This window comes from Staphylococcus ureilyticus (assembly GCF_002902235.1).
GTDB classification, from domain to species: Bacteria; Bacillota; Bacilli; order Staphylococcales; family Staphylococcaceae; genus Staphylococcus; species Staphylococcus ureilyticus.
On record NZ_PPRL01000002.1, the window covers coordinates 1 to 24689 of the forward strand.

Consider the following 24689-nt stretch of genomic DNA (forward strand, 5'->3'; position numbering starts at 1 on the left):
ATACTAAATAATACACTATTCTATATAATTACTGCTATAATACAAGTTATCACAATGTTTGAATATAAAATATAATAAACTTATCTTCATATTTAAATCCGTAAATAAATTTTGTTCTATATTCTTTATGTTCGTGCTTTATTTCGTTTTAGTAGTAATATAAAATGATAAGAAGAAGATAAAATAGTTGGTTAATAGAGGTGTTTAGGTTGTCAAAGTTTTTTAGAAACAACAAATTGATTGTTATATTATGTGCAATCATTGTGTTTATAGCCTTGATTGGTGTGTCATTACGCTCACAATCACAATCACATGTTGAACAATATGTGGGAGATACGGTTGCTTTTGGCCAAAAAGCTGTGAGTTATCCAGTCCACTTTGTTACTGGATCTATCAATAGTATTTTTTCTAATGGCGACTCCAAAAAGCAATCAAGTGAAATAAAACAGTTAGAAGCAGAAAATCAAAGGTTAAAATCAGAAAATAAAAAGTATAAAAAAGAATTAGATATTGAAGATATATCTAAATTTGATCCAATTTCAAGCACAGTTCTTTCAAGAAATCCTGATCAGTGGATGAATACATTAGTGATTAATCAGGGTGCAAAAGATGGCATCAAAAATAATATGGCAGTAATGACTTCTGATGGATTAGTTGGACGTATCTCTAAAGTGAATCAATTCTCTTCACAAGTAGATTTAATATCAACAAATACAAGGGCGAATCGCTTATCTGTCAATATTCAACATGATGACAAAAACGTGTTTGGTCTCATCGACCATTATGATGCTAAAACTGAAGAGCTTGTAATATCTGATATTAACAATAAAGACAGTATTAAAAAAGGAGATAAAGTAGTTACAAGTGGATTAGCTGATCAGCTTCCAACAGGGTTATACATAGGTGAAGTAGCAAAAGTTGAAAATGATGAGTATGGCTTATCTAAAGAAGTTAGAGTAAAAACTGGTACTGATTTAGCTGATTTAAGCCATGTTTATGTTGCTAAAAGAGACCCTAATACGGTGCCTGATACTGAAAGTGGTGATAATTAATGCGTACGTTTTACTACTTTCTTATTGGTATCATTCTTTTTTATATTGATACTGCAATTGCACTAGTGATACCTATGCAAATTTCTGGAAATGAAATCATCTTCGTGCCTCATTTAACGATAATGTACATCTTAATCATGAGTGTCTATAGAGGTTTTGGTGTAGCAATGGTTTTCTCAATTGTCTTAGGATTAATTACCGATTTATATTATGGAAGTTTTTACGGACTATATTTATTTGGTTATATTTTATTAGTTGTCATCATGGATTTTTTCTTCAAAGTATTTTATCGAGATCATTCGATGCTATTTACAATCGTATTGTTGAGTACACTCGTGTTAGAAATTTATGTAGCAATTATATATAGTGCTTTAGGATTAGTTCAATTTAATTTATTTGAATTTGTGATTTTTAGAATGTTACCGACGTTTATACTAAACTTTATTTTATTAATTATTTTGTATCCGCTAATAACAAAATTTCTCAAAAAAATCCAATTGAAGATTGACAGTAAAAGATTGTAATGCTAAAATGCAGTAGTTGAGTAGTTTCTAGCTACATACAACCGCTCAAATTCAGGTTCAAGTACAGTGATGTCACCTGATTTTGGCGTGACTTAAATTATAGGAGGTGCAAAGTATGTTTGCTATTATTGAAACAGGTGGAAAACAAGTGAAAGTTGAAGAAGGACAAGAAATTTTCGTTGAAAGATTAGACGTAAATGAAGGTGATTCTTTCACTTTTGATAAAGTATTATTTGTAGGTGGAGATTCAGTTAAAGTTGGTGCGCCAACAGTTGAAGGTGCAACAGTTACTGCTACTGTAAACAAACAAGGTCGCGGTAAAAAAATTACTGTTTTCACTTATAGACGTCGTAAAGACTCTAAACGTAAAAAAGGTCATCGTCAACCATACACTAAATTAACAATCGACAAAATCAACGCATAATTATGATTAATGTAGATGTTACATTAAATGATTCGGGCCAAGTAACAGACGTTGTCATGGATGGTCATGCCGAACATGGTGAGTATGGTTATGACATCGTATGTGCAGGAGCATCTGCAGTTATTTTCGGTAGTGTTAATGCTATAATGGGATTAACAACTGAGAAACCCGACATTGACTATAGTGATGACGGTGGATACTTCCATGTTAGAAGTGTCGATACACATAACGAAAAAGCGCAATTAATTCTTCAGGCAATGTTAGTCTCTTTGCAGACAATTGAAGAAGAATACAAAGAAAATATTAGATTAAATTATAAGTGAGGTGCAACCAAATGTTAAAATTAAACTTACAGTTCTTCGCATCTAAAAAAGGGGTAAGTTCTACAAAAAACGGACGTGACTCTGAATCAAAACGTTTAGGTGCTAAACGTGCGGATGGTCAATTCGTTACTGGCGGTTCTATTTTGTTCCGTCAACGTGGTACTAAAATTTATCCTGGTGAAAATGTTGGTCGTGGTGGCGACGATACATTATTCGCTAAAATCGACGGCGTTGTAAAATTCGAACGTAAAGGTCGAGACAAAAAACAAGTATCTGTATACGCAGCTGCTGAGTAATTTTTGTTAATGTTAACACCAGAAGTGATGACTTCTGGTGTTTATTTTTGTCTTTATTTTCTAGATAACTAGAAAATGCTATAATATACAAGATATGTAAATTAAATATTAGTAAAAAAGAGGTGAAATCATGTTTGTTGATCAAGTTAAAATATCACTTAAAGCTGGTGATGGTGGTAATGGCATAACTGCATACAGAAGAGAAAAATACGTACCATTTGGTGGACCAGCTGGTGGTGATGGTGGTAACGGAGCTTCAATTGTGTTCGAAGTAGATGAAGGTCTAAGAACGTTATTAGATTTCAGATATCAAACACATTTCAAAGCTAAAAGAGGTGAAGGTGGCCAAAGTAGTAATATGCACGGGAAAAACGCTGAGCATTTAGTATTAAAAGTGCCACCAGGTACAATCATTAAAAGTGTTGAAACTGAAGAAGTATTAGCAGATTTAGTAGAGAATGGACAGCGTGCTACAGTTGCTAGAGGCGGTCGTGGTGGTCGTGGGAATTCACGCTTTGCTTCTCCACGAAACCCTGCACCAGATTTTAGTGAAAATGGTGAACCAGGTGAAGAAATTGAGGTTACTTTGGAATTAAAACTACTTGCAGATGTTGGTTTAGTCGGTTTCCCAAGTGTTGGGAAATCTACATTACTATCAACAGTTTCTAAAGCAAAACCAAAGATTGGAGCTTATCATTTTACGACTATTAAACCTAACTTAGGTGTTGTCTCTACCAAAGATCATCGAAGTTTTGTGATGGCGGATTTGCCTGGTCTTATACAAGGCGCTTCTGAAGGTATCGGATTAGGTCATCAGTTTTTAAGACACGTTGAGAGAACCAAAGTAATTGTGCATATGATTGATATGAGTGGTTCAGAAGGTCGAGATCCTTACGAAGATTATCAAATTATTAATGAAGAATTAAAAGCTTATGAACATAGATTAGAAGATCGACCACAAATAGTTGTTGCTAATAAAATGGATATCCCCGATTCAGAAGATAATCTAACTATTTTTAAAGAACAATTAAATGATACCAGTGTACGTATTATTCCGTTGTCTACAGTAATGCACGACAATATTGATGAATTATTATATGCTATTGCTGATACACTAGAAGAAGTTAAAGATGTAGATTTTAATAAGGAAGAAGAAGATTTGGGTGTTAATAGAGTTGTCTATAAACACACGCCTAGCCAGGATGCATTTACGATTACAAGAGACGATGATGCTGCTTACGTAGTGAGTGGTAAAGCCATAGAAAGAATGTTCAAAATGACTGACTTTAATAGTGATCCAGCCGTTAGACGTTTTGCGCGTCAAATGCGTTCAATGGGTATTGACGATGCACTACGTGAACGTGGTTGTGAAAATGGAGATATTGTAAGAATACTTGGTGGAGAATTTGAATTTGTTGAATAGGAGTGCTTGATATGGACAAAAATGAAAATAAAAAGTTTTATTTAATTCGTGAAGATGTTTTACCTGAGTCAGTGGTTAAAACTTTACAAATCAAAGAAGTTTTGAAAAATGACCCATCATTGTCCATATTTGAAGCAGTGAAGCAATTCGATTTATCCCGTAGTGCGTTTTATAAATATCGAGACACGATATTTCCAGTTGACGAAAAATTAGAGGAAACAAGAGAGTTTACATTGATATTGTATGTAAATGACATCATAGGTATGTTAGCTAAAGTTTTAAATACACTTTCTAAATTAGATTTGTCAGTGCTGACGATTCATCAAAGTATACCGATGGACGGTAGAGCTACCATTACACTATCATTAGATGGTAAAGACACGGATTTAGAAATAGATGAAGTTATAAATTCATTGAAAAAGATTGAACATATTTCTAATGTTGAACTCATTAGTATGACTATATAAGGAAGTGTGACTGTGTACGCATATATTAAAGGAACTTTAACTGTTTTAAATCCTACTCATGTAGTGTTAGAAGCTTCGGGTGTAGGTTATGAGATTCAAACGCCAAACTCATATCGATTTCAAAAATATAAAGATCAAGAGATTTTGATCCATACTTCATTGATTGTAAGAGAAGATGCACAGCTGCTTTATGGGTTTATTAATCAAGAAGAAAAAGATATGTTCTTAAGTTTAATTAAAGTGACAGGCATAGGTCCTAAATCAGCATTAGCAATTTTAGCTAGTAGCTCACCAAATGAAGTGAAAGTCGCAATTGAGAATGAAAATGATGCTTATTTAACAAAATTCCCAGGTATAGGTAAAAAAACAGCGCGTCAAATTGTTTTAGATCTTAAAGGTAAAGTACAAATAACTGAGGAAGATAGTAGTCACTTATTTAATGTAGAACATGATGATCAGCAAAATTCTGCTATTGTTAAAGAAGCGTTACTAGCTTTAGAAGCGCTAGGTTATTCTAAGAGAGAGCTAAATAAAGTTGAAAAAACTTTAAATAAAGAATCTTTTGACTCAATAGACGATGCAGTGAAGCGTGGTTTACAATTGCTCATAGCTTAAGTTTGTTGAAATTTTAAGAAGGGGGAATTACAAATGGATGATAGAATGGTAGATCAATCTATGCATGAAGATGAATCATCATTTGAGTTATCTTTAAGACCAGAAAGATTACGCCAATATATAGGACAGTCAACGATTAAATCAAATTTAGAAGTTTTTATCAAAGCAGCTAAAATTAGGAAAGAACCGTTAGATCATGTGCTATTATTTGGTCCCCCTGGATTGGGCAAGACAACTTTATCCAATATCATCGCGAATGAAATGGAAGTTAATATTAGAACCATATCTGGACCATCTATTGAAAGACCGGGTGACTTAGCAGCCATTCTGTCTAGTTTACAACCTGGAGACGTGTTGTTTATCGATGAAATACACAGGTTAAGTAGTGTTGTGGAAGAAGTTTTATATTCAGCAATGGAAGATTTCTTTCTTGATATTGTAATAGGCAAGGGAGAAGAAGCACGAAGTATACGTATAGACTTGCCGCCTTTTACATTGATAGGTGCTACAACTAGAGTAGGAAGCTTAACTGCGCCTTTACGTGATCGATTTGGTGTTCACCTGAGATTAGAATATTATAAAGAAGATGAATTAAAAGAAATTATAATACGCACCGCAGAAGTATTAGGTACGACTATTGATGATGAAAGTGCAATTGAACTTGCGAAAAGAAGTAGAGGTACACCGAGAGTTGCGAACAGACTATTAAAACGCGTAAGAGATTTTCAACAAGTTAAAGAAGATGAATTGATTAGTATTGATACGACAAAACAATCACTAGCATTGCTACAAGTAGATGATGAAGGATTAGATTATATTGATCATAAGATGATGAACTGCATCCTAGAACAATATAAAGGTGGCCCAGTAGGTTTAGATACAATTGCTGTTTCTATTGGAGAAGAACGTGTCACAATAGAAGATGTTTATGAACCATTTTTAATACAAAAAGGTTTTATTGAACGTACACCAAGAGGGCGTAGAGCGACAGCTTATGCTTATGAACATTTTAGTAAGAATGGAAAGAAGGAATAGTTTTGGATATTGAAGCATTTGATTATCATTTGCCAGAATCATTAATCGCTCAAACGCCTCTAAAAACTAGAGATGAGAGTAGATTGCTTGTGCTTGGTAGAAAAACTGGAAATATTGTGCATAAACACTTTAAAAATATCATTGATTATTTAGAAGCAGGAGATACATTAGTACTTAATGACACAAAAGTCATGCCTGCACGCTTATTTGGTTTGAAAGAAGAAACAGGTGCAAAAGTGGAAATGCTGATGCTAACGCAACTCGAAGATAATGACTGGGAAGTCTTATTGAAACCAGCAAAAAGAATTAAAGTAGGAGACAAATTGTCTTTTGGCGAAGGCAAAATAGTAGCTGAATGTATCGAAACATTAGATCAAGGCGGAAGAATCATGCGTTTAAACTATGAAGGTATATTACAAGAGCGCTTGGATGAATTAGGCGAAATGCCCTTACCTCCTTACATTAAAGAGCGTTTGGATGACCCAGATCGTTATCAAACCGTTTATGCAAAAGCATCCGGATCGGCGGCGGCTCCTACAGCTGGACTTCACTTCACCGATAAACTACTTGAGCAATTGCAAGCTAAAGGTGTTAATATCGCATTCATTACTTTGCATGTTGGATTAGGTACATTTAGACCTGTGAGTGTTGAAAATATAGATGATCACGAAATGCATAGTGAATATTATCAGATGGATCAAGATACGGCAGATTTACTAAACCATACAAAATCAAATGGGCATCGTATCATTTCAGTAGGTACGACTTCTACTAGAACATTGGAAACAATCATGCAATCACGTAACAATTTTGTAGCAGACAGTGGATGGACTGATATTTTTATCTATCCTGGCTTTAAATTTAAAGCGATAGATGGATTAATTACCAACTTTCACTTGCCGAAATCCACATTAGTTATGTTAGTTTCTGCATTTAGTTCAAGAGATTACATACTGAACGCCTATCAACAGGCAGTCAAATTGGAATATAGATTTTTTAGTTTCGGCGATGCAATGTTAATTTTATAGGAATGAAACGAAAGGAGTTTTTGTATGCCAGCTGTAACGTATGAACATATAAAAACATGTAAACAATCTGGAGCAAGATTAGGAATCGTGCATACACCTCATGGATCGTTTGAAACACCAATGTTTATGCCTGTTGGAACCAAAGCCACAGTGAAAACGATGAGTCCTGAAGAATTGCATCAGATGGAAGCAAAAATAATATTAGGAAATACATATCATTTGTGGTTGCAACCAGGAAATGATATTATCAAAAAGAGTGGGGGATTACATCAGTTCATGAACTGGAATGGTCCAATACTGACAGATTCAGGTGGTTTTCAAGTATTTAGTTTAAGTAATTTAAGAAAAATTACTGAAGAAGGTGTTGAATTCCGTCATCATACTAATGGTTCGAAATTATTCTTGAGTCCTGAAAAATCAATGCAGATTCAAAATGACCTTGGTTCAGATATTATGATGGCATTTGATGAATGTCCACCTATGCCAGCTGAATATAAATATGTAAAAGATTCAATCGAAAGAACAAGTAGATGGGCTGCTAGATGTTTACAAGCGCATCAAAGACCCGAAGATCAAGCTTTATTTGGTATTATCCAAGGTGGAGAATATAAAGATTTACGTCAACAAAGCGCTGAAGAGTTAGTGGCGTTGGATTTTCCTGGATATGCAATTGGAGGTTTATCTGTTGGAGAACCAAAGCCAGTAATGTATGATATGGTCTCGCATACACAACAATTTATGCCTAAAGACAAACCGCGCTATTTAATGGGTGTGGGTTCGCCAGATGCATTAATAGAATGTAGCATTCGAGGTATGGATATGTTTGATTGTGTATTACCTACGCGTATTGCACGTAATGGTACATGTATGACTTCACATGGCCGTGTTACTATAAAAAATGCTAAATATGCTGAAGATTTAGGTCCACTTGATGATAATTGTGACTGCTATACTTGTAAAAATTATAGTAGAGCATACATAAGGCATTTAATAAAAGCAGAAGAAACTTTTGGTATCCGTCTTACTACTTATCATAATTTACATTTCTTGCTGAAATTAATGGAAAACATCCGACAAGCTATTCGTGATGATCGTTTACTTGATTTTAAAGAAGAATTTTTTGAACAGTATGGACTAAATGTAGAAAACCCAAAAAACTTTTAAAAGGGAGCAATAACTATATGCAATTTACTTCATTGATATTACCGATATTATTATTAGTATTAATGTGGTTCTTCTTAATTAGACCACAACAGAAAAAGGCTAAAGAGCATCGTGAAATGATTAGTCAGATTTCATCTGGACAACACGTTACGACTATAGGTGGCATTAAAGGAACTGTACGTAGCGTTGACGAAACTACAGTTGTATTAACTTTAAATGGCAACGGTACAGAAATTACTCTAGAAAAGCCAGCTATTAAACAAGTTGATCCTTCATAAATCACGTTATAATTACGAACTGATATATACTATCAGTTCGTTTTTTGTTTAACAAAACCTAAAGATATTGGACTTTAAAGATATAGTTGGTGTTATAATGAAAGATAGACAAAAGCAAATATTTTATATAGCTTAAGTAATCATTACAATTGATAACACTTACATTTAAAAAGAAGTTACAAATAAGTTAAGTTTGTTTTTACACTACATGTAATGTGTTAAAATATGTAAGGTTATTGAGAAAAAGTTTAATCGCCGAGTAAATGATAAAGATGGCGATTGAATTCTGAAAAAATTATAACATAAGCTTACAATGAGGTGTTCAAGTGAAGAAGAGTAGTAGAATAGTTGCATTTATATTACTTGTGGTTCTATTGTTAGGCGGGATAGGACTTACATATAAAAATGTAGTTAAAAATGTCAGCCTCGGATTAGATTTACAAGGTGGTTTTGAGGTTTTATATCAAGTTGATCCTTTACAAAAAGGAGATAAAATTGATGATAAAGCTGTCAAAGCCACAGCAAAAACACTTGAAAACCGTGTGAACGTTTTAGGGGTTTCTGAACCTAAAATTCAAGTGGAAGATAAAAATAGAATCCGTGTACAATTAGCAGGTATAAAAAATCAATCTCAAGCTAGAGAAATTTTATCATCACAAGCTAATTTAACGATTCGTGATGCTGATGACAATATCAAACTTACGGGTAAAGATATACAACAGGGTTCAGCGAAACAAGAATTCAAACAAAATACGAATCAGCCCGCGGTTACTTTTAAATTAAAAGATAGTGATAAATTTAAAAAAGTAACAGAAGAAATTTCAAAAAAAGATGAAAATGTCATGGTTGTATGGCTAGATCACGAAAAAGGTGATACTTACCATAAAGAAATGAATAAAAAAGATCCAAAATACGTGTCTGCTGCTTCAGTTGACAAACCTATCAATTCAGATAGTGTGGAAATTTCTGGTGGATTTAAAGGTGAAAAAGGGATTGAAGAAGCAAAACAAATTGCTGATTTATTAAATTCCGGGTCATTACCTGTAGATTTAAATGAAATTTACTCTAATTCAGTAGGTGCACAATTTGGACAAGATGCATTAGATAAAACCATATTTGCTGCGGCAATTGGTATTGCAGTTATTTATTTATTTATGTTAGGTTTCTATCGTTTACCAGGATTAGTAGCTGTTATTGCACTTACTGTTTATATTTACTTAACATTAGTAGCATTTAATTTCATTTCTGGTGTCTTAACGTTACCAGGCCTTGCAGCTTTAGTGCTGGGTGTCGGTATGGCAGTCGATGCGAATATTATCATGTATGAACGGATTAAAGATGAACTGAAAATTGGACGAACACTTAAACAAGCTTACAAAAAAGCGAATAAAAGTTCATTCTTAACCATAGTAGATGCGCAGCTTACAACTGTGATTGCTGCTGCTGTATTGTTCTTCTTTGGTGAAAGTTCTGTTAAAGGTTTCGCAACGATGTTGTTACTTGGCATATTAATGATTTTTGTAACAGCAGTATTTTTATCCAGATGGTTGCTATCATTGCTTGTTTCTTCAAATTTCTTCAAAAAATCATCTTGGTTGTTTGGTGTGAACAAGCATCATATTGCAGATATAAATGAAGGTAAGGAAGTTCATGATTTAAAAACCCCTTATGAGCGTTGGGATTTCATGAAGTTAGCCAAGCCATTGTTGTCACTAAGCGTACTAATTTTAATTGTCGGTGCAGTGATACTGTTTATTTTCAAACTAAACTTAGGTATTGATTTTACAAGTGGTACAAGAGTTGACTTTGAATCAAAAGATAAAATATCTGAAGCGAAAGTGACAAAAACACTTGAAGAACAAGATTTTAAACCTACACAAGTTTCTTTAGGTGAAAATGGTAAAAATGCAACAGTACAATTTAAAAATGATTTATCTAAAGATGAAGTTTCAAAAATTAAGAACACTATTGATAAATCATTTGGCAATGATCCAACGGTAAATACTGTTTCACCAGTTATAGGTCAAGAATTGGCTAAAAATGCGATGATGGCATTATTATATGCTGCCATTGGTATCATTATTTATATCACTTTCAGATTTGAATGGCGTATGGGACTGTCTTCTGTACTAGCATTATTACACGATGCATTTATGATTGTGGCAGTTTTCAGTCTATTTAGATTAGAAGTTGATATTACATTTATTGCAGCCGTGCTAACTATCATTGGTTACTCAATTAATGATACGATTGTAACGTTTGACAGGGTGCGTGAGAACTTGCATAAAATAAAAGTGATTACGAAACCTGAACAAATCGATGATATTGTCAATAGATCGATTCGTCAAACAATGACGCGTTCTATCAATACAGTACTGACAGTGATTATTGTTGTAGTTGCGCTACTAGCATTCGGTGCACCAAGTATTTTCAATTTCTCATTAGCGTTGTTAATTGGTTTAATATCTAGTGTGTTCTCATCAGTATTTATAGCTGTTCCTTTATGGGGAATTATGAAAAAACGTCAGCTTAAAAAATCAGACGACAATAAACTTATTGTATATAAAGAGAAAAAATCAAATGATGAAAAAATATTAGTTTAATTAATATCTAATAGGTACTAACTTAAAAATCAATCATAAATCAGTATGGGAGAAAAAGCCCGTTTCTAAAATAGATGACTAATCCGTGGTAAAAGCGGATTAGTCATTTTTTATATTGAATGTATTGTAATTTTTGACTATGCATGCACTCATAGATAAATGATTTATTTATGTCATAAACTATTCAACTATTAAGAATAGGAGTTTTAAGTTATGGTTGAATTAAAGGTTACTACTTTTTATTTTTTAGATTCTTTTGTATAATTGCTTGTGGAAATGAGGGAGAATAGTATGATTAAATCAAAATATAATTGGGACGTTAAATTACCTGAAGTTGAAATATCAGATCATATTTCAGCAGATTTAAAGCTAACTCCTATTGTAAAAAAAGTTTTGGAAAGTAAAGGTATTACAGATGAAACCGATATTCGTAATCTTTTAGAAGGAGTCCAAATGACACATGATCCTTGGAAGATGAGCGATATGGAAAAAGCTATTGAACGTATCAATGTGGCGATAGATCAAAATCAAAAGATTTTAGTATATGGTGACTATGACGCGGATGGTGTTACTTCAACGACTATATTGGTCACTACATTGAAAGAACTTGGTGCCCATGTAGGTTGGTATATACCAAATCGTTTTTCTGAAGGTTATGGTCCTAATGAATTGGCTTTTAAGAATGCCTATGATGAGGGGATATCTTTAATCATAACTGTAGATAATGGTATTCAAGGACATGATGAAATACAAATGGTTCAAGACTTGGGTGTTGATGTTATTGTCACAGACCACCATGAAATTGGTGAAACGATGCCTAATGCATACGCTATTGTCCATCCAATGCATCCTGAGTTTGAATATCCTTTTAAATATTTATGTGGTGCGGGCGTTGCTTATAAGCTAGCTCAATGTTTATTGGAAGAACCACCTGTTTATTTTTTAGGTTTGGTTGCAATTGGAACAATTGCTGATTTAGTATCTTTAACGGATGAAAATAGAACATTGGTTCAAAACGGTTTAGCATCATTAAATAAATATTGTCCGCCATCAATAAAGGCTATACTTAATCAAGCAGGTTATAATGATGAAATCAACGAGGAGACCGTCGGGTTTATTATAGGGCCTCGATTAAATGCTGTTGGTCGATTAGAAGATGCTGCACTTGCTGCAGAGCTACTAATGACTGAAACAGAAGATGAAGCGATGTTTTTAGCCGAACAAGTTGAATTTTTTAACCAAGAGCGTAAAGACATCGTGTCTCAAATTACCGAAGAAGCACTTGTAATGGCAGAAGAACAAGTACAGCAAGGCTCAAAATTTTTATTGTTAGCCAAAGCAGATTGGCATGAGGGTGTACTTGGTATTGTAGCGTCAAAAATTGTGGAAACATACAGTCTACCAACATTAATTTTAAATATAGATGAAGCTCAAAATCACGCAAAAGGTTCAGCTCGAAGCATCGATCAAGTGTCGATGTTTGAAATTTTAAGTGATTATTCTCAGTTAATTACAAAATTCGGTGGTCACCATATGGCAGCTGGGATCACAATGCCTATAGAAAATATTCAACAACTACAAAACAGTTTAAATGAGTGGATGGCACAATTAGCCAAAACAACTTCACTTGAACCACGAAAAAAAGTTGATGTATTGATTTCAGAAAGTGACATTACGATACAAAACATCAAAGATATTCAGAGATTACGACCATTTGGCACAGATTTCACTAGCCCGTGCTTTGAATTACAAGACGTTCTTGTACAACAAGTTAAAGGCATTGGTCAGGAGAAAAAACATTTGAAACTCGTTATCGGTGAAAGTCAATTACAAGCAATTTTTTGGCAAAATGGTGCTTTAGTAAAAGAATTGGGTGTACAACAACCTATTAATGTCATTGGCACATTACAAATTAATGAATGGAATGGATTTCAATCGCCTCAATTTATGATTGAAGATTTAGCGAGTCATAATTTACAGATTTTAGACTATAGAAGTAAAAACAAAGTAAATGATTTAAAAGCTGATGCTAAGGATGTTGCTTATTTAATTCATCAAAGAAGTGAAAAGTTAGGTGAAAATTATCATTATTATGGTGATGAAATTAGTAATAACTATGAAAAATATGTCTTTAGAGATCTGCCAACGTCTATAAATGATTTAAAAACAACATTAAAAACTGTTGATATATCCCAAATATATCTCGTGTTAAATCATGATAGATCAATATACTTCGAAGGTATGCCAAAAATGGAAACATTTAAACAATGTTTTAAGGCACTTGCTACTAAAAAAGAAACAAATTTAGCTAATGAAGGCGTACAACTAAGTAAATTTTTAAATATTCAACCAAACATGCTTAAATTTATCTTGAAAGTTTTCTTGGATTTAGAGTTTATTCAAGTTGAAGATGGTATAATCAAATTAAAAGATGTTTCAACGAAACGTGACATTGCTTCGAGTAAATATTATCAAAGTCGTATTGATAGAATTGAAGTTGAAAAGTTATTGCTTTATGAAGATTTTAATCGCTTAAAGCAATGGATAAAAGATGAATTGGTACAATAATAGGAGGAAGTTTGTATGGATTTAAAACAATATGTATCTGAAGTTTCAGACTGGCCACAACCAGGGGTTAACTTCAAAGATATCACAACAATAATGGACAACGGTGAAGCTTATGGATATGCCACGGATCAAATTGTTAAATATGCAAAACAACGAGATGTTGATGTCGTTGTAGGACCAGAGGCTAGAGGTTTTATCATTGGCTGTCCTGTCGCATATTCAATGGGTATTGGCTTTGCACCAGTGCGAAAAGAAGGCAAACTTCCTAGAGAAGTCATTCGGTATGAGTATAATTTGGAGTATGGCACAAATGTATTAACTATGCACAAAGATGCAATTAAACCAGGGCAACGTGTGTTGATTACGGATGATTTACTAGCTACTGGTGGTACGATTGAAGCGGCAATTAAGTTGGTTGAACAATTAGGTGGTATAGTTGTAGGAATTGCTTTCATTATAGAATTAAAATATTTAAAAGGTATTGAAAAAATTAAAGCGTATGATGTAATGAGTTTAATCTCATATGATGAATAATAATATTTATAATTGACGAAATTTTAAAGCCAAATGAAAACATTTAAGATGATTTCATTTGGCTCTTTATATTTATTAAAATAGTATTTATGATTAATTAACTGAAACATCTTTTATGTGTATTAAAAAAATTAAAATTCAACTACATTTTGCCAATTGTCAAAGGTACGCATTTATTTATTTAATAACATGTAGTATTATATAACTATTATACATAATTTGACCTAATAGCGTAAAAATACGTTACAATCGATATAAAATAATACTGGGTATCTAATCATGATTAATATTTAGTATAGGGGTGTCTTAAGTGAACAATGAATATCCATACAGTGTGGACGAAGTATTATCTAAAGCAAAATCATATTTGTCAAAAGAAGATTATGAATATGTATTGAAAAGTTACCATCTAGCTTATGAGGCACACGAAGGTCAATTTCGTAAAAATGGCTTGCCATATATTATGCATCCTATACAAGTAGCTGGGATTTTAACCGAAATGCATTTAGATGGTCCAACCATTGTTGCAGGTTTTTTACATGACGTGATTGAGGACACACCTTATACGTTTGATGATGTAAAAGGCATGTTTAATGAAGAAATTGCCATAATCGTAGAAGGCGTGACGAAGTTAAAAAAAGTAAAATATCGTTCTAAAGAAGAACAGCAAGCAGAGAACCATCGCAAGCTATTTATTGCCATCGCTAAAGATGTCCGCGTTATTCTTGTTAAATTAGCGGATCGGTTACATAATATGAGAACATTGAAAGCAATGCCACGAGAGAAACAAATAAGGATTTCAAAAGAAACCTTAGAAATCTATGCCCCTTTAGCACATAGATTAGGGATTAATACGATTAAATGGGAATTAGAAGATACAGCACTTAGATATATTGATAGTGTGCAATATTTCAGAATCGTTAATCTCATGAAGAAAAAACGTAGTGAACGAGAAGAATATATACAAAATGCTATCAATCGCATAGATACAGAAATGGGAAAAATGAATATAATCGGCGATATTAATGGTAGACCTAAACATATATATAGTATTTATAGAAAAATGGTTAAACAAAAGAAACAATTTGATCAAATATTTGATTTATTAGCTATTAGAATCATCGTTAATTCAATCAACGATTGCTATGCTGTATTGGGTCTTGTGCATACACTATGGAAACCTATGCCTGGTAGATTTAAAGATTATATTGCTATGCCGAAGCAAAATATGTATCAATCTCTACATACTACGGTCGTTGGACCCAATGGCGATCCTTTAGAAATTCAGATAAGAACTTATGAAATGCATGAAATTGCAGAACATGGGGTTGCAGCACATTGGGCATATAAAGAAGGTAAAAAAGTTACTGAGAAAACACAAAATTTCAATAAAAAATTAAATTGGATCAAAGAACTTGCTGAAACGGATAGTACTACGACCGATGCAGAAGAGTTTATGGAAACTTTAAAATTTGATTTACAAAGCGATAAAGTATATGCCTTTACACCAGAAAGTGATGTAATAGAGTTACCTTATGGTGCTGTGCCAATCGATTTTGCATATGCTGTACATAGCGAGGTAGGAAATAAGATGATTGGTGCTAAGGTTAATGGAAAAATTGAACCAATAGATTATGTGCTAAAAACCGGTGATATCGTTGAGATCAGAACAAGTAAGCACTCTTACGGTCCAAGTCGTGATTGGCTGAAAATTGTTAAATCTTCTAGTGCCAAAAGTAAGATACGCAGCTTCTTTAAAAAACAAGATCGGTCTTCTAATATTGAAAAAGGTAAGTTTATGGTCGAAGCAGAAATAAAAGATCAGGGTTACCGAGTAGATGCAGTCTTAACGGATGACAATATAGAAGTTGTAAAAGATAAATATAATTTTTCTAACGAAGAAGATTTATTTGCTGCAGTAGGGTTTGGTGGCGTGACTGCTTTACAAATCGTAAATAAGTTAACCGAAAAACAACGGATTCAAGACAAACAAAAAGCGTTGAATTCAGTACAAGAAGTACAAAAATCTGTGCCCATTAAGGACGACATTACTACAGATAGTGGCGTTTACGTTGAAGGAATTGAAAATGTACTGATTAAATTATCAAAATGTTGTAATCCAATCCCTGGTGATGATATTGTTGGATATATCACTAAAGGTCATGGTATTAAAGTGCATCGAACGGATTGCCCTAATATCAAAAATGAAAAAGACAGATTAATTAGTGTCGAATGGGTACGCTCTAAAGATGCGACACAACGATATCAGGTTGACTTAGAAGTTACAGCTTATGATCGCAATGGTTTATTAAATGAAGTTTTACAAGCCGTTAATTCCACTAAAAGTAACTTAGTTAAAGTTTCTGGTCGTTCAGATATTGATAAAAATGCAATCATTAATATTGGTGTTATGGTGAAAAATGTAAATGAAGTCTATCAAGTTGTTGATAAAATAAAACAGCTTGGTGATGTTTACACAGTAACAAGAGTTTGGAATTAGAGGTGAAACATACATGAAGATTATAGTTCAAAGAGTGAAAGAAGCATCTGTTTCTAATGGTTCAATAGATAATAAAATTAATAAAGGCTATTGTTTGTTTGTTGGAGTGGGTAAATCATCTACAGAAGCTGATATTGATACATTAGTAAGAAAAATTGTGAATGCCCGATTGTTTGAAGATGATAATGGCAAACTTAATTTGAATTTGCAACAAGTACAAGGCGAGATTCTTTCTATCTCACAGTTCACACTATATGCAGATGTAAGAAAAGGCAATAGACCTGGGTTTACCAATTCAATGCCGCCAGATAAAGCTAATGAACTTTATGAAAAATTTAATGATGCTTTACGCGATTATGACATAAATGTATTAACAGGTGAATTTGGTACAGATATGCTTGTAAATATTGCTAACGATGGACCAGTGACGATTATTTATGAAAGTCAGGATGGCAAAATCGTATGAAAACAATCAATACTTGGCTAGATAAACATAATTTTAAAAATTTTCCAACGCTAATTGTTGCGTTAGCATTTGTCATATTTATTTTTATGCTCATTGCTTTTCTAAATCATAATGATGAAGATTCGAATACGATATATATCACTGAAGATACTGATTTGAGAACAGGTCCTAATGCTATATATCCAACTATTAAGCCGGCAAACCAAGGTCAAAGTTATAATAAAATTGGTAAGTCTGGTAAATGGATAGAAGTTGAGTCAAGTAATCATAAAGATAAAGGATGGGTGGCTGGTTGGCATACAAATCTAAATATTCAGGCAGATGCGAATGTAAACGAGAAACCACTAAAAGATAAAACAATTGTACTTGATCCTGGTCATGGAGGAAGTGACCAGGGTGCTTCAAGTAATACAAAAAAGAAAAGTACTGAAAAAGTTTACACACTGAAGACAGCTAAAGAAATGAAAAAACTGCTTGAAAAAGAAGGTGCTACTGTAAATATGACGAGAAGTTCAGATAGTTATGTGAGCTTGGACGATCGTAATATTAAAGGTGATGCTTTTATCAGTATACATAACGATTCACTCAAATCTTCTAAAGCTAATGGAACGACAGTTTATTGGCTTAAAAACAACCAAGAGGCACTTGCAGAAACATTAAATATGTACATACAAAAGAAAGCCTTACTGACAAATAAAGGCGCTAGACAAGAAAACTTCCAAGTATTGAGACAGACGAATGTACCCGCTGTTTTATTAGAGTTAGGTTATATTAGCAACCCAACCGATGAAAATATGATAACAAATCAATTACATCGCCATATTGTTGAACAAGCAGTTGTCGATGGTTTACGTGCATATTTTTCAGAATAAAAAGGTTGCATATTAATCAATAACTCGTTATTATTAAATATGAATTCTATATTAAAACCGTTATTATTCTTGACTATGCTAAATGAAACGTCAACATTTTTAAATGTGTAGAGACATAATTCGTGGCTGGAAAATTATGCTTAGTAGTTTAGTTATAAAAACACAAGAAGAGGTGCTTTATGAAATTAAAGCCGTGTGACGAACGTTATCCGTATGAAGTGGGTTAGAAAAAATTCATTGATAACTTTTTCTAACCAATTAGGGTGGCAACACGGATATTCGTCCCTTGTATAACTGAATAGTTATGCAAGGGACTTTTTATTGTATAAAAGGAGAGGTTTTATGATAAATATTCCTAGAGGAACACAAGATATTTTACCAAGTGAAACAAAAAAATGGCGATATATTGAAGCAAAATTAGATGAATTGATGGAATTATATAATTATGAAGAAATCCGTACACCGATATTTGAAAGTACTGAATTATTTGCACGTGGTGTTGGTGATTCAACGGATGTCGTGCAAAAAGAAATGTATACATTCAAAGATAAAGGTGATCGCAGTATCACTCTGAGACCTGAAGGTACTGCTGCAGTCGTACGTTCATATATTGAAAATAAAATGCAAGGGTTACCTAATCAACCAATAAAATTGTACTACAATGGGCCAATGTTCCGGTATGAACGAAAACAAAAAGGTCGTTATCGTCAATTTACACAATTTGGTGTAGAAGCCATAGGTGCAGAAAATCCAAGTATCGATGCTGAAATTTTGGCAATGGTCATGCATATCTATCAGTCATTTGGTCTTAAACATTTAAAATTAGTCATTAATAGTATTGGAGATATTGATTCTCGTAAAGAATATAATGAAGCTTTGGTTAAACATTTTGAACCAGTAATTGGCGATTTTTGTAAAGATTGCCAAGCACGCCTGCACACGAATCCAATGAGAATTTTAGATTGTAAGATTGATAAAGATAAAGAATCAGTGAAAACCGCACCACGAATTACGGAATATTTAAATGCTAATTCAAAGACTTATTTTGAGGAAGTAAAACAACATTTAAATGATTTAGACATTGAATATGAAGAAGATCCTAACTTAGTAAGAGGTCTAGATTATTATACACACACAGCATTTGAACTTATGATTGATAATCCGAATTATGAAGGTGCAATTACGACATTATGTGGGGGCGGCCGTTATAATGGTTTACTTGAATTGTTAGATGGTCCAAGTCAAACTGGTATTGGTTTTGCACTTAGTATTGAGAGATTATTAATGGCCTTAGAAGAAGAAGGCATTGAATTAGACGTAGACCACGACTTTGATTTATTTATCGTTACGATGGGTCAAGAAGCAGACCGTTATGCAGTAAAATTATTAAATGATTTACGTCAAAATGGTGTGAAAGCGGACAAAGATTATATGGAGCGTAAAGTGAAAGGGCAAATGAAACAAGCTGATAGATTAAATGCCAAATATACTGTTGTGATTGGCGATCAAGAGTTAGCAGAAAAAAATATTAATGTAAAAAATATGGAGACCGGGGAATCAGAACGTATTGATTTGAACGAACTTGTTAACTATTTTAGAAATTAAGGAGAAGATATCATGAGTAAGCGTACAACATATTGTGGTTTAGTGACTGAATCACTATTAGAACAAGAAGTTATATTAAAAGGTTGGGTACACAATCGTAGAGATTTAGGTGGACTGATCTTTGTAGATTTACGTGACCGCGAAGGTTATGTACAAATTGTGTTTAATCCAGATTTTTCTGAAGAAGCATTACGTATAGCTGAAACAATTAGATCTGAGTATGTAGTTGAAGTAAAAGGTATTGTAAAAAAACGTGACCCGGAAACAGTAAATCCCAAAATTGCTACAGGTCAAGTTGAAGTACAAGTATCAGATATTGAGATTATTAATAAAGCTGAAACACCACCTTTTGCCTTAAATGAGGATAATCAAAATGTGGATGAAAATATAAGACTAAAATATAGATATTTAGATTTAAGACGTCAAGAATTAGCACAAACGTTTAAGATGAGACATCAAACGACACGTTCAATTAGACAATATTTAGATGGTGAAGGTTTTTATGATATTGAAACACCAGTGTTAACTAAGTCAACACCAGAAGGTGCGCGAGATTATTTAGTACCATCTCGTGTTCATGAAGGTGAATTTTATGCATTACCTCAATCACCACAAATATTTAAACAATTGTTAATGATTAGTGGTTTTGATAAATATTATCAAATTGTTAAATGTTTCCGTGATGAAGATTTACGTGCAGACCGTCAACCAGAATTTACGCAAGTTGATATTGAAATGAGCTTTGTTGATCAAGAAGATGTCATGGACATGGGTGAAGAAATGTTACAAAAACTTGTAAAAGATGTAAAAGAAGTGGAAGTGCCTCGTCCATTCCCAAGAATGACTTATGATGAAGCAATGGCGCGTTTTGGTTCTGATAAACCAGATACACGATTTGGTATGGAATTAATGAATGTTTCAGAACTTGGTGAAATCATGGACTTTAAAGTCTTCAAAGATGCAGTAAATAACGATGGACAAGTGAAGGCAATTGTAGCTAAAGGTGCGTCTGATAATTATACTAGAAAAGATATTGATGCTTTAACTGAATTTGTTAATATATATGGTGCCAAAGGTTTGGCATGGGTTAAAGTAGTTGATGAAGGTTTAAATGGCCCTATAGCTAAATTCTTTGAAGCAGACCATGTTGAAAAATTAAAAGCCTTGACTGGTGCGCAATCTGGAGATTTAGTCTTATTTGTAGCTGACAAGCCTAATGTTGTAGCTCAAAGCTTAGGGGCACTTAGATTAAAATTGGCTAAAGAACTAGATTTAATCGACGAAAGTAAGTTGAATTTCTTGTGGGTAACAGATTGGCCATTACTTGAATACGATGAAGAGTTAAAACGTTATACTGCTGCACACCATCCATTTACAGCACCGAAACAAGAAGATATTAGCAAATTAGATACTGAACCTGAAAATGCTCAAGCTAATGCATATGATATTGTTTTAAATGGTTATGAACTTGGTGGCGGTTCAATTAGAATTCACAATGAAGATTTACAATCAAAAATGTTTGAAGTATTAGGATTTACTGAAGAACAAGCTAGAGAACAGTTTGGTTTCTTATTAGATGCATTTAAATATGGTGCGCCACCACATGGCGGTATTGCTTTAGGCTTAGACCGCTTAGTGATGTTGTTAACTGGACGTACAAACTTACGTGACACAATTGCATTCCCTAAAACTGCATCTGCAACTTGTTTATTAACAAATGCACCTAGTGAAGTATCAGAAAATCAATTGGAAGAACTCTCATTAAGAATTAGACATTAATTTTTATTAAGTCTTTATTCTTGCTAAATTCTAATAATGTGTTATTATACTTGCATAAGGTAGTCATCTGTAGTGTTCGTAAGTTTGCTTCATATTTGGGCCTAACACTCTTTGATCCGGGAGCCCAATAGGTTTTCTTGCAGCGCACACGCCTCTTAAGGAGGACTTGCAAAACAAGAAACAGGGCACCCACCTGTTAATAGCAGGCCGAATGATCAAGCAATTTATAACTACGGCACGCACGGACTCTATCGGTACGCAAGACTTCGGTCTTGCGTATTTTTTTTATCGTTATAATTTATTGTTTTACAATTAATCGGATAGTAAAAATGTTATGATTATAGTATTCGCTAAATAAGGAGTTTAAAAATGAAACATCAATTTTCAAGAAATGAATTGGCATACGGCAAAGAGGGTTTAGAATTATTAAAACAAAAAACCGTTGTTGTTTTAGGGGTAGGAGGCGTTGGCTCATTTGCAGCTGAAGCATTAGCGCGTACGAATATAGGTCATATTATATTAATAGACAAAGACGATGTTGATATAACGAACGTCAATCGACAGTTACATGCTTTAACATCTACAATAGGTCAAAGTAAAGTCACATTAATGGAAGAGCGCATCAAATTAATCAATCCTGAATGTGAAGTTACATCACTCCATATGTTTTATACAGAAGAAACATACGAAGCCTTGTTTAATAACTATGATATCGATTATTTTATAGATGCAAGTGATACACTGATATATAAAGTTCATCTTATGAAAGAATGTCTTGAAAGAGGTATTTCTGTAATTTCGAGTATGGGTGCCGCAAATAAAACAGATCCGACACGTTTCCAAATTGCAGATATTTCTAAAACTTATATGGATCCAATGGCTAAATTGATACGTCGTAAATTGAAAAAATTAGGTATATACAAAGGGATACCTGTAGTATTTTCAGATGAAAGTCCAATCGTTATAAGAGAAGATGTCAAAGAAACAGTTGGCGATGCAAATGCACCAACTAGGAAAGGGCAAATGCCACCCTCATCAAATGCATTTGTACCCAGTGTTGTGGGGTTGATATGTGCAAGCTATGTGGTTAATGACATACTCAAAGATATACCTGTAACAAGAATCAAAGATAAATAAAGATATCAACGAACCGCGTTAACACAGGACGTCATTTCAAATGCGTTAACGCGGTTGTTTGATATAACCGTAAACTAATGATTATTTTGTTGTGCCTTGTTGATATTGTCAAAAATAGATTTAAGCTGTTGTTCTGTTTTTGATGTTGTTTTAGGTGTATAGTAAATTTTGTTTTTTAATTTATCAGGCAAATATTGTTGTGCGACAAATCCATTATCATAATTATGAGGATACTTATAACCTATTGCTCTACCCAAAGCTTTGGCACCTGAGTAATGACCATCTTTTAAATGGTCGGGAATTTGTCCTACATGACCTTTTCGAATATCTGACAGTGCTGCGTCGATAGCAGTGATTCCAGAATTAGATTTAGGAGACAGACACAATTCAATGACCGCTTGACTCAAAGGAATTCTTGCTTCTGGAAATCCTAGTCTTTCAGCAGATTCAATTGCTGCTAAAGTTCGTTGGCCTGCACCAGGTGAAGCTAAACCTATGTCTTCATAACTAATCACTAATAATCTTCTGACAATGGTAGGTAGGTCTCCTGCTTCTATTAAACGTGCTAAATAATGCAATGCTGCATTTACATCACTTCCTCGAATTGACTTTTGAAATGCACTCATCACATCGTAATGCATATCACCATCCTTATCACTGACAAAAGCACCTTTTTGCAAGCAATCTTTAGCATCTTCTAATGTAATATGTCTTTGATTTTCTTTAACTTCAGCACTGAGCACAGCTAATTCTAAAGCATTCAGTGCACTTCTAACGTCACCTTGACTTTGTGTAGTGAAATAATTCATCGCATCTTCATCAATGACTGGATTGTATGAAGCTAATCCACGTGATTCATCCTGGAGAGCCCTTTCTAAAGAAATTTTTATATCATTATCATCCAATGGATATAATTCGAAAATTTGCGCTCTTGATCGAATTGCAGGATTAATTGCGTGATATGGATTTGATGTTGTAGCACCAATCAATACAATTTTTCCACTTTCGAGATGCGGTAGTAAAAAATCCTGTTTAGCTTTATCTAAACGGTGTATCTCATCTAATAATAAAATGACTTGTCCAGACATTTTCGCTTCTTCAACAATGAGTTGCATATCTTTTTTAGTATTTGTAACAGCATTTAGCTGACGGAATTTAAATTGAGTACTACCTGAAATTGCTTTAGCAATACTCGTTTTACCAATTCCAGGTGGACCATAAAAAATCATGGATGATAGTCGTTTGGTATTGACCATTCTACGTATAATACCTTTATCACCAACTAAGTGATCTTGTGAAATAATTTCATCAATATTATTTGGTCGCATTCTTGAAGCGAGTGGTTCGTTCGTCACAATCTTTCACACCTTTCTAATATTATCTTAACGTAAAAAATGATAGAATGTTAATATATAGTATTCGAATTAAGTGAGGTTATATAATGAAAATATCAACAAAAGGCAGATATGGCTTAACACTAATGATATCTTTAGCCAAAAAGCAAGGGCAAGGATGTGTTTCGTTAAAATCTATAGCTGAAGAAAATAATTTAAGTGATCTTTATCTAGAACAACTCGTAGGTCCATTAAGAAATGCTGGTTTAATCCGAAGTGTTCGTGGAGCAAAAGGTGGTTATCAATTGAGAGTATCAGCTGAAGAAATTACTGCTGGTGACATTATTCGTTTGTTAGAAGGACCAATTACATTTGTAGAAAGTATTGATTCTGAACCTCCTGCGCAAAAACAACTTTGGATTAGAATGAGAGATGCAGTTAGAGAAGTATTAGATAATACAACTTTAAAATATTTAGCAGATTATAATGAAACTAATAATTTAGATGGATATATGTTCTATATATAAGATGTAAAATTGTTATTTATTAAAACGTTTCTTTGTCATTAACTGAAAATATTTAAAAAAATTTGTTTTAAATGTTTACGTCTTAAGTATTGTGGTATTTAATAAATACATTGCTAAGGAGGTATTATTTATGGC

The 24689-nt window shown here is 33.4% G+C and carries 23 protein-coding genes, 1 other RNA gene and 1 other annotated feature; of the genes, 23 read left to right on the forward strand and 1 reads right to left on the reverse strand.

The window, feature by feature from the left end; translation table 11 throughout:
* Positions 1–209 precede the first annotated feature (209 nt).
* The 22 genes from mreC to CD150_RS00185 all read left to right on the forward strand — a co-directional run bounded on the left by mreC (position 210) and on the right by CD150_RS00185 (position 22693).
* Entirely contained in the window at positions 210–1052 is an 843-nt protein-coding gene (gene mreC / locus CD150_RS00080; RefSeq protein WP_046207926.1) for a rod shape-determining protein MreC, read from the forward strand.
* Entirely contained in the window at positions 1052–1576 is a 525-nt protein-coding gene (gene mreD / locus CD150_RS00085) for a rod shape-determining protein MreD (protein ID WP_046207925.1), read from the forward strand. Before mreC ends, mreD begins: the two co-directional genes overlap by 1 nt.
* A gap of 29 nt (positions 1577–1605) precedes the next feature.
* Positions 1606–1679, forward strand: a sequence feature (ribosomal protein L21 leader region).
* Positions 1680–1691: 12 nt separating this feature from the next.
* On the forward strand, positions 1692–2000 hold the full coding sequence (rplU, locus tag CD150_RS00090; RefSeq protein WP_046207924.1) for a 50S ribosomal protein L21: 309 nt from the start codon (positions 1692–1694) through the stop codon (positions 1998–2000).
* A 2-nt stretch (positions 2001–2002) separates the two neighbouring features.
* Positions 2003–2323 carry a ribosomal-processing cysteine protease Prp gene (locus CD150_RS00095; RefSeq protein ID WP_046207923.1) on the forward strand — a complete coding sequence of 107 codons (321 nt, stop codon included), beginning with the start codon at positions 2003–2005 and terminating at the stop codon, positions 2321–2323.
* Positions 2324–2334: 11 nt separating this feature from the next.
* Positions 2335–2619: a 50S ribosomal protein L27 gene (gene rpmA, locus CD150_RS00100; RefSeq protein ID WP_019468507.1), complete on the forward strand. Its 285-nt coding sequence runs from the start codon at positions 2335–2337 to the stop codon at positions 2617–2619.
* A 130-nt stretch (positions 2620–2749) separates the two neighbouring features.
* Positions 2750–4042: a GTPase ObgE gene (gene obgE, locus CD150_RS00105; protein WP_073341798.1), complete on the forward strand. Its 1293-nt coding sequence runs from the start codon at positions 2750–2752 to the stop codon at positions 4040–4042.
* A gap of 11 nt (positions 4043–4053) precedes the next feature.
* Positions 4054–4509 (forward strand): ACT domain-containing protein, encoded by a 456-nt coding sequence (locus tag CD150_RS00110; protein WP_046207921.1) that lies wholly within the window; start codon positions 4054–4056, stop codon positions 4507–4509.
* A 12-nt stretch (positions 4510–4521) separates the two neighbouring features.
* Entirely contained in the window at positions 4522–5124 is a 603-nt protein-coding gene (gene ruvA / locus CD150_RS00115; protein ID WP_070658660.1) for a Holliday junction branch migration protein RuvA, read from the forward strand.
* 33 nt (positions 5125–5157) lie between these two features.
* Positions 5158–6159 carry a Holliday junction branch migration DNA helicase RuvB gene (ruvB, locus tag CD150_RS00120; RefSeq protein WP_073341800.1) on the forward strand — a complete coding sequence of 334 codons (1002 nt, stop codon included), beginning with the start codon at positions 5158–5160 and terminating at the stop codon, positions 6157–6159.
* 2 nt (positions 6160–6161) lie between these two features.
* Entirely contained in the window at positions 6162–7187 is a 1026-nt protein-coding gene (gene queA / locus CD150_RS00125; RefSeq protein WP_070039355.1) for a tRNA preQ1(34) S-adenosylmethionine ribosyltransferase-isomerase QueA, read from the forward strand.
* Between the two features lie 24 nt (positions 7188–7211).
* Positions 7212–8351, forward strand: a complete 1140-nt coding sequence (gene tgt, locus CD150_RS00130) for a tRNA guanosine(34) transglycosylase Tgt (RefSeq protein WP_019468513.1) — start codon at positions 7212–7214, stop codon at positions 8349–8351.
* A 17-nt stretch (positions 8352–8368) separates the two neighbouring features.
* Positions 8369–8629: a preprotein translocase subunit YajC gene (gene yajC / locus CD150_RS00135; protein WP_019468514.1), complete on the forward strand. Its 261-nt coding sequence runs from the start codon at positions 8369–8371 to the stop codon at positions 8627–8629.
* A 326-nt stretch (positions 8630–8955) separates the two neighbouring features.
* Positions 8956–11232 (forward strand): protein translocase subunit SecDF, encoded by a 2277-nt coding sequence (gene secDF / locus CD150_RS00140; RefSeq protein ID WP_103161232.1) that lies wholly within the window; start codon positions 8956–8958, stop codon positions 11230–11232.
* Positions 11233–11523: 291 nt separating this feature from the next.
* The gene (gene recJ, locus CD150_RS00145; protein WP_103161233.1) at positions 11524–13800 is read left to right on the forward strand and encodes a single-stranded-DNA-specific exonuclease RecJ; all 2277 of its coding nucleotides are present in this window, start codon (positions 11524–11526) and stop codon (positions 13798–13800) included.
* Between the two features lie 15 nt (positions 13801–13815).
* The gene (locus CD150_RS00150; protein WP_046208094.1) at positions 13816–14334 is read left to right on the forward strand and encodes an adenine phosphoribosyltransferase; all 519 of its coding nucleotides are present in this window, start codon (positions 13816–13818) and stop codon (positions 14332–14334) included.
* Positions 14335–14644: 310 nt separating this feature from the next.
* Positions 14645–16834 (forward strand): RelA/SpoT family protein, encoded by a 2190-nt coding sequence (locus tag CD150_RS00155; RefSeq protein WP_046208095.1) that lies wholly within the window; start codon positions 14645–14647, stop codon positions 16832–16834.
* A 13-nt stretch (positions 16835–16847) separates the two neighbouring features.
* A complete protein-coding gene (gene dtd, locus CD150_RS00160) occupies positions 16848–17300 on the forward strand; it encodes a D-aminoacyl-tRNA deacylase (RefSeq protein ID WP_073341807.1) in 453 nt (150 codons plus the stop codon).
* A complete protein-coding gene (locus tag CD150_RS00165) occupies positions 17297–18172 on the forward strand; it encodes an N-acetylmuramoyl-L-alanine amidase family protein (protein ID WP_073341809.1) in 876 nt (291 codons plus the stop codon). The genes dtd and CD150_RS00165 overlap by 4 nt, the downstream gene beginning before the upstream one ends.
* A 342-nt stretch (positions 18173–18514) precedes the next feature.
* Positions 18515–19777 (forward strand): histidine--tRNA ligase, encoded by a 1263-nt coding sequence (gene hisS, locus CD150_RS00170; protein ID WP_046208098.1) that lies wholly within the window; start codon positions 18515–18517, stop codon positions 19775–19777.
* A gap of 12 nt (positions 19778–19789) precedes the next feature.
* Positions 19790–21556 carry an aspartate--tRNA ligase gene (aspS, locus tag CD150_RS00175; protein ID WP_073341815.1) on the forward strand — a complete coding sequence of 589 codons (1767 nt, stop codon included), beginning with the start codon at positions 19790–19792 and terminating at the stop codon, positions 21554–21556.
* A gap of 61 nt (positions 21557–21617) precedes the next feature.
* Positions 21618–21808: non-coding RNA, 6S RNA (gene ssrS, locus CD150_RS00180), on the forward strand.
* 117 nt (positions 21809–21925) lie between these two features.
* Complete coding sequence (locus tag CD150_RS00185; protein WP_046208100.1) at positions 21926–22693, forward strand: tRNA threonylcarbamoyladenosine dehydratase; 768 nt, start codon at positions 21926–21928, stop codon at positions 22691–22693.
* 74 nt (positions 22694–22767) lie between these two features.
* On the opposite strand, the gene CD150_RS00190 is transcribed toward CD150_RS00185, so the two are convergent.
* Entirely contained in the window at positions 22768–24048 is a 1281-nt protein-coding gene (locus CD150_RS00190) for a replication-associated recombination protein A (RefSeq protein ID WP_073341818.1), read from the reverse strand.
* Positions 24049–24134: 86 nt separating this feature from the next.
* Here CD150_RS00190 and cymR point away from each other — a divergent pair, with 86 nt between their 5' ends.
* Positions 24135–24554 (forward strand): cysteine metabolism transcriptional regulator CymR, encoded by a 420-nt coding sequence (gene cymR / locus CD150_RS00195; protein ID WP_019469423.1) that lies wholly within the window; start codon positions 24135–24137, stop codon positions 24552–24554.
* The last annotated feature ends 135 nt before the right edge of the window (positions 24555–24689 follow it).